The 13583-nt window shown below is 44.3% G+C and carries 14 protein-coding genes and 1 riboswitch; of the genes, 5 read left to right on the forward strand and 9 right to left on the reverse strand.

Features of this window, described 5'->3' with window-relative positions; translation table 11 throughout:
* Nucleotides 1-5 precede the first annotated feature (5 nt).
* On the reverse strand, nucleotides 6-1055 hold the full coding sequence (locus ACI882_RS08405; protein WP_411743664.1) for a threonine aldolase family protein: 1050 nt from the start codon (nucleotides 1053-1055) through the stop codon (nucleotides 6-8).
* Between the two features lie 111 nt (nucleotides 1056-1166).
* Between ACI882_RS08405 and ACI882_RS08410 the strand changes: the two genes are divergently transcribed.
* The gene (locus ACI882_RS08410; RefSeq protein ID WP_411743663.1) at nucleotides 1167-2384 is read left to right on the forward strand and encodes a GGDEF domain-containing protein; all 1218 of its coding nucleotides are present in this window, start codon (nucleotides 1167-1169) and stop codon (nucleotides 2382-2384) included.
* 366 nt (nucleotides 2385-2750) lie between these two features.
* Here the strand turns inward: ACI882_RS08410 and ACI882_RS08415 are convergent, their stop codons facing one another.
* From ACI882_RS08415 to ACI882_RS08440, 6 genes are all read right to left on the reverse strand, one after another.
* Complete coding sequence (locus ACI882_RS08415) at nucleotides 2751-3323, reverse strand: hypothetical protein (RefSeq protein ID WP_411743662.1); 573 nt, start codon at nucleotides 3321-3323, stop codon at nucleotides 2751-2753.
* Between the two features lie 289 nt (nucleotides 3324-3612).
* On the reverse strand, nucleotides 3613-4653 hold the full coding sequence (locus tag ACI882_RS08420; protein ID WP_411743661.1) for a S66 peptidase family protein: 1041 nt from the start codon (nucleotides 4651-4653) through the stop codon (nucleotides 3613-3615).
* A gap of 461 nt (nucleotides 4654-5114) precedes the next feature.
* Nucleotides 5115-6446: a magnesium transporter gene (locus ACI882_RS08425; RefSeq protein ID WP_411743660.1), complete on the reverse strand. Its 1332-nt coding sequence runs from the start codon at nucleotides 6444-6446 to the stop codon at nucleotides 5115-5117.
* An 82-nt stretch (nucleotides 6447-6528) separates the two neighbouring features.
* The gene (locus ACI882_RS08430) at nucleotides 6529-7320 is read right to left on the reverse strand and encodes an ABC transporter ATP-binding protein (RefSeq protein ID WP_411743659.1); all 792 of its coding nucleotides are present in this window, start codon (nucleotides 7318-7320) and stop codon (nucleotides 6529-6531) included.
* A complete protein-coding gene (locus ACI882_RS08435) occupies nucleotides 7317-8366 on the reverse strand; it encodes a FecCD family ABC transporter permease (protein WP_411743658.1) in 1050 nt (349 codons plus the stop codon). The genes ACI882_RS08430 and ACI882_RS08435 overlap by 4 nt, the downstream gene beginning before the upstream one ends.
* A 2-nt stretch (nucleotides 8367-8368) precedes the next feature.
* A complete protein-coding gene (locus tag ACI882_RS08440; RefSeq protein WP_411743657.1) occupies nucleotides 8369-9298 on the reverse strand; it encodes an ABC transporter substrate-binding protein in 930 nt (309 codons plus the stop codon).
* A 35-nt stretch (nucleotides 9299-9333) separates the two neighbouring features.
* Nucleotides 9334-9443: riboswitch (cobalamin riboswitch) on the reverse strand.
* An 82-nt stretch (nucleotides 9444-9525) separates the two neighbouring features.
* On the opposite strand from ACI882_RS08440, the gene ACI882_RS08445 reads away from it, so the two are divergent.
* A complete protein-coding gene (locus tag ACI882_RS08445) occupies nucleotides 9526-10062 on the forward strand; it encodes an ATP:cob(I)alamin adenosyltransferase (protein WP_411743656.1) in 537 nt (178 codons plus the stop codon).
* A 97-nt stretch (nucleotides 10063-10159) separates the two neighbouring features.
* Complete coding sequence (gene folE, locus ACI882_RS08450) at nucleotides 10160-10801, forward strand: GTP cyclohydrolase I FolE (protein ID WP_411743655.1); 642 nt, start codon at nucleotides 10160-10162, stop codon at nucleotides 10799-10801.
* 175 nt (nucleotides 10802-10976) lie between these two features.
* Here the strand turns inward: folE and folX are convergent, their stop codons facing one another.
* Together folX and ACI882_RS08460 are read right to left on the reverse strand one after the other, a co-directional pair.
* The gene (gene folX, locus ACI882_RS08455; protein WP_411743654.1) at nucleotides 10977-11333 is read right to left on the reverse strand and encodes a dihydroneopterin triphosphate 2'-epimerase; all 357 of its coding nucleotides are present in this window, start codon (nucleotides 11331-11333) and stop codon (nucleotides 10977-10979) included.
* A 9-nt stretch (nucleotides 11334-11342) separates the two neighbouring features.
* Nucleotides 11343-12050 carry an SDR family NAD(P)-dependent oxidoreductase gene (locus ACI882_RS08460; protein ID WP_411743653.1) on the reverse strand — a complete coding sequence of 236 codons (708 nt, stop codon included), beginning with the start codon at nucleotides 12048-12050 and terminating at the stop codon, nucleotides 11343-11345.
* A gap of 453 nt (nucleotides 12051-12503) precedes the next feature.
* Between ACI882_RS08460 and ACI882_RS08465 the strand changes: the two genes are divergently transcribed.
* Nucleotides 12504-12761 (forward strand): hypothetical protein, encoded by a 258-nt coding sequence (locus tag ACI882_RS08465; RefSeq protein ID WP_411743652.1) that lies wholly within the window; start codon nucleotides 12504-12506, stop codon nucleotides 12759-12761.
* Between the two features lie 58 nt (nucleotides 12762-12819).
* A complete protein-coding gene (locus ACI882_RS08470) occupies nucleotides 12820-13575 on the forward strand; it encodes a sulfite exporter TauE/SafE family protein (RefSeq protein WP_411743651.1) in 756 nt (251 codons plus the stop codon).
* Nucleotides 13576-13583 lie beyond the last annotated feature (8 nt).

Consider the following 13583-nt stretch of genomic DNA (forward strand, 5'->3'; position numbering starts at 1 on the left):
TTCAGTTAAAGATGACTGATAAATTGCTCAACTTCTGCATCCGTGGTTTGGAATGAACAGACCAAGCGCACGACAGATTCGCTGTCACTTAATTCAAGTTCGTTAGGTAAGAAGCTTGGCAGCCATTCGTTTAGTACGGCACCTGAGCTTCTAAGTTGCCCAATAGTCGCGTTAGGTAAAATTGCAAACACCTCATTGGCCATGGTTGGCCAAACCAAGCGGGTCGTTTTTGCTGCTTCAATACCTTGAGACAGCTTTGTTGCTTGTGCATTTGCGTGCTTGGCTAAATTTAACCAGTGATTGTTTTCTAACCAGCCACAGAATTGCGCGCCATAAAGGCGGCCTTTAGAAAGTAGGTGGCCTGAACGTTTGCGACGAGCCACGAAGGTTCGCGCCAGGTCTTTATTGAAGAACACAATAGCTTCGGCGGCGAGCGCGCCGTTCTTAGTTGCGCCTAAACACAACACATCGACACCGGCTTTCCAGGTGAGTTCGGCGGGCGTGCAGTTAGTTGCGACCAATGCGTTGGTAAAGCGTGCGCCGTCCATGTGCGTGTGGAGTCCGTTTTGGTGAGCAATACTACAGAGTTCGGTGACCTGCGCCACACTGTAAACCATGCCAGATTCGGTCGCTTGGGTGATACTTAACGCTTTCGGTATGGCGTTATGCGGCGGGTGCACAGCGCCTTGATCTAAATGTTTAGATAGGCTTGCGGCACTGAGCTGTGGCTCGTTTGTGTCGAGGCCAACTAAGCGAGCACCATGGGTAAAAAACTCAGGCGCAGTCAGTTCATCATTGATAATATGGCCTTGGCCATGACACAAAATGCTGTCCCACGGTTCAACCATGCAGGCTAAAGCGAGAGAATTAGCAGCGGTGCCTGTATTGACTAAAAATACCTCAGCATCACATTCAAACATCTGGGCGATTTTTTCGCAGGCTTCCTTTGTCCATTTGTCTTCGCCATAGGCATCACACGCGCCTTCGTTTGCGCTGATGATGGCTTGTAAAACTTGGTTTGAGGCACCGGTTTGATTATCGCTTCCAAAATACATAAGTTTGCTCTGTTTAGGTTTTAAGTAAACATTATCATGCCAAGCTTGAGAAACAATGAAAACCAATAATTTTTGGGCTAAGCTAAGTGTAATCAATTGAGAGTATTTTAAGTGCCTGTTTTTTTAACTCGACTCACCTTACCCTTTGCAATTTTAATGATTGCGTTCGCTACCTTTGTGCGTGCGCCAGCGTTGATCAGTGAGTTTTCAGCGGTGTTGTTATGGAGCCCTTATGTGATTTTGCCGTTAATTGCAGGCGTGGCGCTGTTTTTAATGCATTACGCTTTGGTCTATACGGCGGTATTGTTGCTTGCGGCCTATTGGGTGATACAAACATATTTACAGACAACCATGGCTTTGGAGTTGACGTTTTTACGTTATCTCATGCTGAATCTATTATTACCCCTACTATTTGTTGTCGTTGGAACCTTCGGTGAAAAATCACCTATGACGTGGCAAGGTAAAACGATACTCGGGTTGTGTTTTTTACCTATTTTCGTGGCGCTTCTTATGCCTATGCTGAACGAGACAAACTTGGTAGGTAGCTTACCGGATCTTTTTTATCGTCGTTTGTATGAGCAGAGCTGGCTAAGTATGGCTTCGTTAAGTAGCTATGTACCGAGTTTTGCTTTTTTAGCGGCAATGTATTGGTTACAACCAACTTTATTGCGTGCTTTTTGGGTGTATGGGCTTTCTATTATTTTCTTACTATTTTTGTTCTTTTCTGAACCGCTTATCTCTGCGTTTTGTTTTTCTATTTTGGCGGCTCTATTGTTGATAATTTTGGTACAGGAATTATTTGAACTCGCCTATGTAGATGAATTAACCAATATTCCAGGTCGCAAGGCGCTAGAGAAAAACATGGCCAGCCTGGGGCGACACTATTCACTGGCCATGCTCGACGTTGATCACTTTAAAAAATTCAATGACACCTATGGTCATGATGTCGGTGATCAAGTGCTTAGGATGGTCGCTCAACAAATAAACAACGTCTCCGGCGGCGGTAAGGCTTTCCGTTATGGTGGTGAGGAGTTCACTATCCTGTTTCCCGGAAAAAATGTAGACCAAGTCAAAATCCATTTAGAAATGGTGCGCGAAGCCATCGCTACCTACACTCTAAACCTAAGAGACAACGAACGCCCCCAAGATGATAAACAAGGCAAACAACAGCGCGGTTCTAAACAGTCCAACGGCGTCAGCGTTACGATCAGCATTGGCGTAGCCGAAAAAACCGCTGAGTTAAGCGATGCCAAAGAAGTTATAAAAATGGCCGATAAAGCGCTTTATAAAGCGAAGTCCGCTGGGCGGAATAGGGTGGTGTCTTTTTAGAACGTTGCCCTTTGGGCATCCGCTGGCTTCGGGTTTGAGCATCGTTGCCTACGTAGAGGTAGCAAATCATCCTTGCGCGGTCGCTGTGCGCGCATCCATGCGCCGCTAAACTTCGCCATCCATGGCTCAGATTCCCGCTCAATGATAATTTGCTACCACTACTAACCTCACCACCGATTTAGATTTCATTTGTAACAAACGGTGGGCATGGTTTGTAATATTTTGATCTTACTCGCAGCTTGAAGCTGACAGCGTGCAGCTCAATCTTGCGACCTCATCATCGATTTTAATTTTCACGTAGGAGTCTTCGTAACAAAGTGAAGAGACGATTTTTAATCTTCAAACACGCAGCCCGAAGCCCGCAGCTCAAAACCGCTTTTCCAACCACTTAGAATAATGTTGACCAACACTTATCAAATCTACTTCCTCACTAATGGTATTCAGGACGAACGATAAATCTTGATACACAAAGTATAGGGTTTTGTTTGTATACATGACCGCGAAATCACCTACATTTTCTACCTTTGAAAAGCCCTCCGGCATTTCATCTGAAAAATTGACGAGTAGTGTTTCCAGCGCGAGCTCTTTGCTTGGGTATTTGTATATTCTGGCGTCTATTAGTAGAGATCCATTTGGGTCGCCCCATGTATAGGTGAAATTTAGGTAACTAAGTACGCCTAGTTCTTTCGCTAGTTTAATTATGGTTGGCGAAATTGATGCACTTGGTTTATCTACATTATTTAAGATTAGGTCGATTTGCACATCACTTATTTCTGAATGTTCAGAAATAGGCATCATGAAATCGTTAATCCTATCTAGCTTGGCACTAAATGAAGGGTTGCTGATTAGTAGAATAAGGACAAGTACTAAACGAACTGTATTGAATAGTGAATTATTCATGTAGCAGTGTTTGTGGGTGACAGGGTTGTTGATGTTCATTGGTTACCTCGTTGTTAGGACAAGCGATGAGAAACATGTGTAATCTGTTATCATACTTGCAGCTGACAGCCACAAACTGACAGCTTCCGTTAAACCCTTCCTTGCGCTCCGGTATGAATTTAAGCCGTTCATAACAACTCGCTTCGCTCAAACAGTCATTCACTTTTAAATTCAAACCCTCACCCAAGGCCTAACCAAAAGTGGTTTGTCGTTATGTTTTGACCTTACCCGCAGCCTGTAGCCCGAAGCCAAAAACAATGTTGTCTTTTTGCAGCTTGCAGCTATCCTTTCAAATCACCGCACTCTCCAAAACCTTTATGGTCTCAGTGTCACAATCTATTTCAACTTGAACGCCTATCGGCAAAGTCATCATTGGGTCTGTATGGCCAAAGTCCATGCCGCTAATAATAGGTAGGTCGGTAAGCTCTAGTTCATCTCTTATCACTTGGATTATAGCGTGGTCATAGTCTGCAAATGTATGTGGAGAGATATCACCCCCTGGACGACCAATGAGGATGCCAGATAATTTACTTAACACGCCTTCTGCTGCGTAGCTACGCAATGCTCGTTGCACTACTGAAGGCGAAGGACCTTCTTCTGATGTTTCGATAAATAACACTGCACCTTGCCATTGCTCGGCTGTTGGCCACGCTGGTGTGCCTCTGAGCATTTCTAAAACTTCAAGGCAGCCACCAATAAGGTGACCAATATGTTTGCCTGAGCCTTGTAAAAAGTTCCAACCTGTAGAAGGTGATAACGGTCTCACTGTATACTGGTTTTCAGGAATGCTCCAGTCTGAGCTATCAGAAGTCCATCCAGATTTATTGGCCTCTAAGTAGCCAACAGCTTCGGGAACAAATGTAGCTTGATAAAATGAATGCTTTAAGTAATTGTGTAGCCCTTGGTTTTCTGCGAACCCCGACATTATAGCTGGGCCATAAAAACTAATGAGTCCTGCTTTGTAGCAAAGCAAGTGAGACACGGTTGTATCTGAGTAACCACAAAATACTTTTGGATTCGCGCGGATAATGTCTAAATCTAAATAGGGGATTAACCGGATAGAATCATCGCCGCCAATGGTTGAAATAATGCCATCAATGGAATCATCTTCAAACGCCATCATCAAATCAGACGCTCGAGCTTTAGGGTTGCGATAAAGCCAATCTGGGTCTGCTAGTGTATGAGGCATTTCAACTAAAGTGATACCAAATGCCTCTTCGATTTGTTTTTTACCCGCTTGGTAGCGGTGAGGAAAAGTACCCGGACCACCCCAAGATAAAGACACAGCGGCTACTCGACTGCCTTCTTTGAGCGCTTTTGGTTTGAGCATATAAAACTCCGCAGGTTAGAACGTTGCATTTGGACTATAAATGTTTAGCGGGAGGAGTGCTAGGGGTTGAGCTGTCAGCTATCAGCTACAAGCTGTCAGTGAAAAAATGTTACTGGGACTCTGAGATTGTTGCGAGAAATCAGGCTGAAAAGGTAAATGAATAGTTGTGTTTTGGTTCGTTACATTTTTTAATCTTGACTTGCAGCTTAAAAAAATCGCGTCTTCACTTCGTTTCGAGCGCTCCTACTTGTATCGATCGGCGGGGGAGGTTAGTAGAGGTGGTAGATTACCTTTGAGCGGGAATCTGAGCCATGGATGGCGAAGTTTAGCGGCGCACGGATGCGCGAACAGCGACCGCACAAAGGTAATCTGCCACCTCTACGCAGTAAACAAGCATACTAAAACCCTGCCACAAAACTATAATTGACCTGCAGCCCGCAGCCCGCAGCAAAAAACCGCCCTTAGGTTAAAACCAAAGCACCCAAGCCTAAAAATGCAACAAACCCTACAATATCCGTGACCGTAGTTAACACCACCGAACCTGAAAGTGCGGGGTCCAATCTTAATTTGGTTAGCGCAATAGGGATCAAAGCGCCCGAAAGTGCGGCAGTAATTATATTGACTAAGATAGCCATTGAAATGACGATGCCAATTAAAAAGCTGTCAAACCACATGTTGGCGATGATGCCGACAACGATGGCCCAAACAACGCCGTTGAATGCACCTACTTGTAACTCCTTCCTTAATAGAGCCCAGCGGTTTACATCGTTCACTTGGCCTAATGCCAGACCGCGAATAACTAAGGTTAGGGTTTGACTGCCGGCAATACCGCCCATGCTTGCGACTACTGGCATCAACACGGCCAGTGCAACAACTTGTTGCAGCGTTGCCTCAAACAAACCAATAAACCATGATGCGGCAAAGGCTGTTAATAAGTTAATGCCTAGCCAAACTGCTCGATTCTTTGCAGCGGTTTTAACGGGCGAGAATAAATCTTCATCTTCATCGAGACCCGCGGTTGCCATTAGGCGACCTTCGTAATAGTCATTGACAATTTCACTGGCGGTGCCGATGTCGAGCCGACCCAATAGAATTGAATTTTCATCAACAACAGGCAGTGCACTGAAGCGACTGTTTTGAACTTTTAAGCTTGCATCGGTGGCATCATCATTTGCGTTGATGACGGTAAAATCTTCTTCGGCTAAATCGGTTAGGGGTAAGTGATCTGGTGCGCCGATGACCGAGCCAATTCGCACTGCCTCACTAAAGCCACCGGTGCGATTAATTAGAAATAAAGTATCAATATATTCAGGTAATTCGCGACGCAGCAATCTTAATGCATCTCGAACTTTTGCATTTTGAGGCAGCGACAGAAATTGGTGACTTACCCAGTGACCTGCTAGTTCGTCATCGTACTTTTTAGCGCCTTCATAATAGTGGCGCTGAATCTCATCCATCGCGCTTAAGGCGCGATCAATGAGTCTGTTAGGTAATGATTCTGATAACTCGACGAGGTCTTCTGCATCCATACCCTTGAACAAGGCATCCAGTTCCAGCAATGACATACTATCGATCAAGGCTTCACGTGGGTCTGAACGCATAACCACTAAAATGCCGAGACGGTGCTCTAGGCCAATGTCGGCCCAAGTTAGGTAACGGTCTTCTAGCGGGAGTGATTCTAGTATGGTTGCGACATCAGCATAGTCTTGTTGACCCAGTAATCGAGTCAACGCCGTGATATCTGCAGCAGACGACAGCGTACGTTCTTCTTCGAAAATTGTGTCGTCGGTCATGCGGTTAATTCCATCTTAAGATACGTAAAGTGTAAGACACTATACTAAAGATGCAACGTCACTTTAGTGATCAAATCGAAAATTATGGCTCTTGGCGCTTTGGCAAAACAGTCATCGTGCCAGAAATAGGGTGGGGAGTAACGAGTATCGGCTGATCGTAGAGTTGTGCAATCGTTTGTGCCGTAATGACTTTGTCGGGCGTGTTTACCGCAATGAGCTTACCTTTATCGAGTAGAACTAAACGATCACAAAAAGCTGCTGCGGTATTCAAATTATGTAAGGCAACCAATGTTGTCGTGCCTTGATTGCAGCGCGCGCGCAGTAAGTTCATTAGCTGAGTTTCATGACCGATATCTAAACTGGCGGTCGGTTCATCTAATAAAACTAGAGGTGTTTCTTGAAGTAGAATACGAGCAAAATGCACCAGCTGAGTTTCACCGCCCGATAATTCTGTTAGTTTTCTTGCCCACAAGTGTTCTATGCCTAAGTGTTTAGCAAGATAAACCGCTTTGGAATGAGCTTCAGATTTTGATAACTGACCTGCTTCTTGGGCAGCATTGGCACCGAGTAAAATGGTTTCTTCAACACTGAACGGGAAGGCCGATTCAGGGTACTGTGACAAGTAGGCAATGTGTTGTGCACGTTCATTATGGCTAAAATCAGAAATATCGCGACTTTCTAAGGTGATGCGGCCCGCGTCTTTTTTATAAAATTCGATAATGCATTTAAGTAGGGTACTTTTACCTGCCCCATTGGGGCCGATAATTCCGATTAATTCGCCAGCATCAATTGAAAAGTTAATATCATCGAGAATCGTTAAGCCCGACTTACTGAATTTAAGTTGGTCGACATTAAAGAAGCTTGCTGCACTCATGCTAAGCGCCCGTATTTTTGATAGCGAATAATGAGATAGATAAAGTACGCACCACCGACAATGGCGGTGATGATGCCCACTTTTATTTCGTATGGCGGCATCACCGTTCGGCCAATTAAATCCGCGACGAGAACAAACATAGCGCCAACGTAAGCTGAAGTGGGTAAAAGAGTCTTATGATTGGGCCCAACAATTAGGCGTACTAGGTGTGGCACCATTAGACCGATGAAGCCAATCGGGCCAGCAATTGAAATGGCGAGCGCTGTTAAAACCGAAGATAAAATTAAAATAAGCTTTCGAGCACGCTGTACATTCAAACCCATGCCATGAGCATTTTCTTCGCCAAGCGATAATAGGTTCAGCGCTTGAGATTGACGAAAGAGTAAGACCGATATAATTAAGATAAAAGGAGCTGGCCAAAGGCTATGCTGCCACATTCGGCCTTCTAAACCCCCCATGGTCCAAAAAACATACTGGCTCACTTCGTATTGAGCCGCTAGTAATAACAAGGCAGAGGTTGCGCCAGATAATAAAGACGATATTGCCAATCCAGTTAAAATAATAAACAGTAACTGTTGAGTGCTGGCCGTACGAATAGATAACATATAGACGAGCGCCGCGGTGCTAAGAGCGCCAATAACAGAGAAACCGGGTAATAACAGTGGGTGAAGCATGCTAAAACCAGAAGTTATTGCTATAACCGCACCGAGACTGCTGCCCGCACTGATGCCCAAAACATTGGGACTGGCTAGTGGGTTTCTAAACAGCCCTTGCATAGCGGCACCGGCTAAGGCCAATGCACTGCCCGCCAAAATTGCTGCAAATGCACGCGGTAAACGAATATGCATGAGTATGGCATTGGTTTTAGGGTATAAAGCTTGGGCCGTATCTGATTGGTTCAACAGATGCAGCTTTAAAACATTGATGGTTTCGCTAACGGGCAACTGTACCGAGCCCAAAGCCAAATATAACAGTAAGACAGCGGGTGCTAATAAGCCCAACCACAGGGTAGAGCTTTTCTTTATGGCTGCCGGAATTGACTGCATGGCTATTTGTCTAAACCTTCACTTACTTGGTCAACCACAAAGGTAAGGGTATCGGCAATGTATTGGCTATAGGTGCCACGTAAGTTTTCTGGAATAGGGTAGATGTGATTATTCTTTATAGCCTTTACGCTTTGTAACGCTGGGTCGTTTTTAACGGTCGCTAAGAAATTTTCAGCCCCACTTGCATCGCCATAAATCCAACCGGGTAAAAACAAAATATCAGGGTTTATGACCAAAATCAGTTCTTTTGACATCGTCACTTGGCCGTAAGTGCCTTGTTCGTATTGAGCCGCCGCATTCATTATGCCGGCACTGGTGAGTAATGCGTTCCATGTTGTATCTACACCACTGGATGTTCCCCAAGTGTTGTAGTCTATCGCTACAAGTTTTTGGTCCGCTATCTTAGTTATTTTATTATCTAGCGCAGCAATCTTTGTGTTCATCGTGGCGATGAGTTGTTCACCCGCATCAGTTTCGTTGACAATGTTGGCTATTTTAAGAATTTCAGCTTGAATCGCCTCAAAGGTAAAAGGGGTATCAACTAAGTAAACAATGATACCAGCTTGCTTCAGTTGCTCGATGATCGCCACATCACTCCAGTTTGCTGCAAAGAGGATATCAGGAGAGTTCGCTAAAATTTGCTCAACATTCAGACCGTATAGCGGAACCCCTTTGGGCAGGTTATGAGCGATATTTGAAAAATTAGCTTCTTTGGCAATATCTGAAATGCTCGTCAGTTGTTTAGGTTCTAGAATTTCATTGAAAATTTCATCGGTAAACAAAGTCTTAGAAGAGATTCGGCTCGGAGCCTTTTGCAATACGATGGTATTACCCATGCCGTCCACAATGGTCAGTGGGTATTCGGTGGCAAGAAGAGACGTACAACTGAAACTGAAGATAACGAGTGCGATGGCACGAAACAATGTCGGCATTGAGAATACTCCTGTATGGCGCGTACAGATAAAAATGAATTGTTTACTTTTCCGCTCTGGCTTACGCTTCTTTGAAAGCATTTACAGTGGCGCGACCGCTGCGGATTTTCACCGCATTCCGAAAAGCAGGGGCATTTGACTCGTAATTGGTCTAAAAGTCAATCATATTGGCGCCATTGCGCTCTAAGTGCCGTGTATTCATGTTTAACTAAAAAGGTGTTGTATTAATGAAATATTCTGGCGATATCGACGAGCTTTGTTACCCGTTCATTTACGAAAACTCAGCTGTTTGTGATTTCGAAATATTAACCGACGAACTTTGTACACTGGTCGGGTTAGCGGGTTGTGCCTGTGACGATAAAAGCCAAGATGTAGCAGAAGACTTGTTTTCGATTCAATCAAAGATGTTTGATCTTAATGGCTCAATACGTGGTAAATGCGCAATCAGTGAAGAGGATATTAGTCATTTGAAGGCTCGCTACCATTATTTTCTTTCACTTGTTGAAGGAGAGAAAAAGGTTTTTGTGTTACCAAGAGGCACGGGTGCATGTATCCAGCTTCATCAAAGCCGAAGTGTTGCGAAAAAAGCGATTCGCATGCTCGTCAAAGCAGAACGAGAAGGTAAAGATGTATCTGATACATTGCATCGTTATGCCAACCTACTGACCAATTACTTTTTTGCCTTGACCCTTGTAATCAATCAGCGTGGCGGCATTATTGAACCAGAATATACCAGCAACAATTATGCACTGAAGTCGAAATAACCCTGAGTTTTCTCAGGTCTTTTTTTGAATGGCACGTGATACAATTTGCTTTTACATACGTACTGTTAGTTTATATTAACAATGATAGGAATACCGAATGTCACTTTCTCCCGAAGCCATTAGCGTACAAAAGGCTTTAATTAAGGCGGGCTTAGAAACCCCACTAATTGAGCAAACGCTGAGTTTGACTGAACAACAAACTCAAATTGAGCATCACATGGCTCAAGTGATGAAGGTATTGGCCTTAGATTTGACCGATGATAGTTTAGCAGAAACGCCAAAACGCATTGCAAAAATGTACGTTCAGGAGATCTTCTCTGGCTTAGACTATAAGCATTTCCCAAAGATTACCCTGATCGAAAACAAAATGGCTGTCGAAGAGATGATTCGAGTCAGTCAAATAGACTTGACCAGCACTTGTGAGCATCACTTTGTCACCATTGATGGCTTAGCCGATGTCGCCTATATCCCCAAAGAGCGCATTATCGGCTTGTCGAAAATAAACCGAATTGTGCGATTCTTCGCACAGCGACCACAAGTTCAAGAGCGTTTAAATCAGCAAGTACTGATAGCGTTGCAAACATTGCTGGGCACAGATGACGTTGCTGTGCGTATTAAGGCTGTACATTATTGCGTCAAAGCCCGAGGCGTTATGGACAGTACCTCGAATACTGAAACATTAGCGGTGGGCGGGAGATTTCAGAGCGATAAGGAGCTTCGTCGTGAATTTGTTAGGTAGTACTCATCGAGTTTGAGTGGCTTTACGGCTTGACCCAACCTATTATTTTAATAAGTCGTTCGAGCACATCCGTGTGACACTCCACAGCGAGATCCCTCTCGCTGAGGCTTTTTAAAATAATAGGTTGGATAAAGCCTCATACAGTGGAAGTTTACAATTGTTTTGCCAGTGGGTTCTACGTAGTTGTTTCAAGAGTCAACGACACTGAGTCGGCAAAGCGCAGCGCATGTGGTTTGTCGACAGTTACTTTCGCGTAATGAATACTTGGGTGTTCTTTCGCGATATCGAGTAAATCTGAAGTCAGTTTCTCTAGTAGTTGAAATTTCCCATCTTCTACCAAGGCTATCATGCGTTTGGTGATGGTTTTATAGTTAACCGCATTCTCTTTATCATCGGTTAACATCGCCAGATCGGCCGGATAGTGTATTTCGGCGTTAATAATCACATCTTGCTGTTTTTCCAGCTCTTCAGGGTTAAAACCAATGTAAGTTCGCAGACGTAGATTTTTAATATTTATAATGGCGTTATGCATGTAAGTTTCCTAAGTGTTCATCTTAATAGAGCGGCCACCATCAACTTTATGACTGGCTCCAGTCACAAATTGATTGTTAATAATGTATTCAATGGTACTGACGATGGGAGCAAACCCTGCTTCAATTGGAATGAGCGTATTGGCTAACACCTTTTTTTTATCAGCTTCACTGTGACTTGGCAAAAACATAAGAGGACCAGGCGCAATGCTGTTGACCCGTATATCAGGCGCGAAGTTCATTGCAAAACTCTTGGTGAGACTCTCTAAACCGGCTTTAGTTGCGCTATATAAGGCGTATTCCGGTTGCGGAGTTGCCGCATAGATGTCCGTCATGTGAATGATATTGGCATTTTCTGAGCGTTTAAGTGCATCAATACATAACTGATTTAACAAGGCCGGAAAGCGCATGTGTACTTGATATAGCTGATCGAAGAAGGCCATCGAGTCTGCTTGTTGATTCGCGTCTTTATCGAATAACGACGCATTGTGCAGTAGTAAATCAATTGTTTGGTCTTGAAGTGCTCGAGTGGCTTCGGTTACATTTTCCTCATCGCAATAATCAACCTCAATAATCGCCAAATTGTCACAGCTCAGCGCCGCTAACTCAGCACTTTTCTCACGACTTAACACAGTAACCTGCCAGCCCAACGATAAAAAATGCTTAGTAACAAATAACCCCAACCGACGACTACCGCCCGTGATCACCGCATGTTTCATGATCTCTGCCTTCCTTTTAATGTTGCAGTGATGTTAAACGTTTGGAAGGGGGAAGGGAAGAACGTTGCCCTGCGGGCATCCGTGAGCTGCAAGCTGTCAGCTGTCAGTAAGTTCGACTGTACCGTTTTTCGCTGAGGTGGTGTATTGGTCTTGTTCGGTCGCTGCGAGTACATCCTTGTAAGCTAAACCGAGCCATCCATGGCTCGGATTCCCGATCAAGCCCAACACACCACCTCAGCTTAGGCATTGGGGCTTATCTTTGCTTTTGAACTTACTTGCAGCTTGCAGCTAAAAACTGACAGCTTTCTTTCCCTTCCCTATATCAAAAAATATTGATATAGTTTTCGCCTCACCGCCAATTTAACGTGTCACTTGCAGGCGGTATATAAATGTAGCTAAAGCGCACTCGGTATTTTACCGAAAGCCTTACAAGTGACACTGAGTGAGGTTTTTATGAGTATTGTGTCTTCTTTTATCTGTACAGCATTGAATATTCCGTTTGGCGCTTTGGTTCCCCATTTAAGTGAATTAATAGAGCATTGCCCTGTTTCTAAAGGTATGTCAGGCCATGTTTCGGGTTTTTTACAGGCAGATCCTGCGTTACAGGATGATTTGTGGCGGTTTAGTTTGGCGTTTGATCTGCCCCATGCGCTGGTCTGTGAAAGCTATTGGTTGGAACAAAAAGCTCAGACTCATAGGAAGGTAGGGTAACTATTTTCTAGTAAATATCGTAGAGTCCTGCGGTTAATAATAAAAATGAGATGCAGTTATGGAATTGACGCCACTATTTATCACCATTTTAGCTGTTACTGGCTTAATATCCGGCGTGATTAATACCATCGCTGGCGGTGGTTCTAACTTGACCTTGCCGGCCCTGATGATGATGGGTTTACCAGCTGATGCTGCTAATGCAACTAATCGAGTGGGTGTATTTATGCAAAGTGTGGCAGCGGTGCAAGGTTTTGCTTCGCGCGGAAAAATGCCAACGCATGACCTCAAAGGAATAATGATCCCCTTATGTGTTGGTGGTCTTTTAGGCAGTATTAGTGCTTCTTTTATGCCAGTGTCCTTCTTGAAACCGGTGCTTTTATTTACCATGCTCTCGCTTTCCACTGTGATTTTATTTCGGCCCTCTACCGTATTCCCTGATGAAGGGGAAGAATCGTTGTTGGTTAAAGGTAATGCGAAAGCTTGGTGGATGCTGCTATTCGCTGGCTGGTATGGAGGGTTTGTGCAGGCGGGTGTAGGTTTTATTCTTATTGCCGCCATTGCAGGTAGCTTGCGCTATGACTTGGTTCGAACCAATGCTCTGAAAGTTTTGGCAGCAGGGGCGTTTACCCTAATTGCTTTGTCTGTTTTTATTTGGCGTGATCAAGTGGTTTGGATACCAGGCCTAATTTTAGCGGCTTCAACAATTGTTGGCGCTAGAATAGGGGTTCGTCTTTCGCTTAAAGTTGACCCTAAATTCATGAAGTGGTTTTTATTTGTTATGACGCTGGTTGCCAGTGCCGCCGCTTTCATATAAGCGGCGCT

This window comes from Reinekea sp. (genome assembly GCF_046710285.1).
Classification (GTDB): Bacteria; Pseudomonadota; Gammaproteobacteria; order Pseudomonadales; family Natronospirillaceae; genus Reinekea.

Excerpts from the sequence above, each read along its gene's own strand:
- ACI882_RS08405 (WP_411743664.1), bottom strand. The coding sequence starts at position 1,055 with ATGTATTTTGGAAGCGATAATCAAACCGGTGCCTCAAACCAAGTTTTA.
- ACI882_RS08415 (WP_411743662.1), bottom strand. The coding sequence starts at position 3,323 with ATGAACATCAACAACCCTGTCACCCACAAACACTGCTACATGAATAAT.
- ACI882_RS08420 (WP_411743661.1), bottom strand. The coding sequence starts at position 4,653 with ATGCTCAAACCAAAAGCGCTCAAAGAAGGCAGTCGAGTAGCCGCTGTG.
- ACI882_RS08425 (WP_411743660.1), bottom strand. The coding sequence starts at position 6,446 with ATGACCGACGACACAATTTTCGAAGAAGAACGTACGCTGTCGTCTGCT.
- ACI882_RS08430 (WP_411743659.1), bottom strand. The coding sequence starts at position 7,320 with ATGAGTGCAGCAAGCTTCTTTAATGTCGACCAACTTAAATTCAGTAAG.
- ACI882_RS08435 (WP_411743658.1), bottom strand. The coding sequence starts at position 8,366 with ATGCAGTCAATTCCGGCAGCCATAAAGAAAAGCTCTACCCTGTGGTTG.
- ACI882_RS08440 (WP_411743657.1), bottom strand. The coding sequence starts at position 9,298 with ATGCCGACATTGTTTCGTGCCATCGCACTCGTTATCTTCAGTTTCAGT.
- ACI882_RS08445 (WP_411743656.1), top strand. The coding sequence starts at position 9,526 with ATGAAATATTCTGGCGATATCGACGAGCTTTGTTACCCGTTCATTTAC.
- folE (WP_411743655.1), top strand. The coding sequence starts at position 10,160 with ATGTCACTTTCTCCCGAAGCCATTAGCGTACAAAAGGCTTTAATTAAG.
- folX (WP_411743654.1), bottom strand. The coding sequence starts at position 11,333 with ATGCATAACGCCATTATAAATATTAAAAATCTACGTCTGCGAACTTAC.
- ACI882_RS08460 (WP_411743653.1), bottom strand. The coding sequence starts at position 12,050 with ATGAAACATGCGGTGATCACGGGCGGTAGTCGTCGGTTGGGGTTATTT.
- ACI882_RS08465 (WP_411743652.1), top strand. The coding sequence starts at position 12,504 with ATGAGTATTGTGTCTTCTTTTATCTGTACAGCATTGAATATTCCGTTT.
- ACI882_RS08470 (WP_411743651.1), top strand. The coding sequence starts at position 12,820 with ATGGAATTGACGCCACTATTTATCACCATTTTAGCTGTTACTGGCTTA.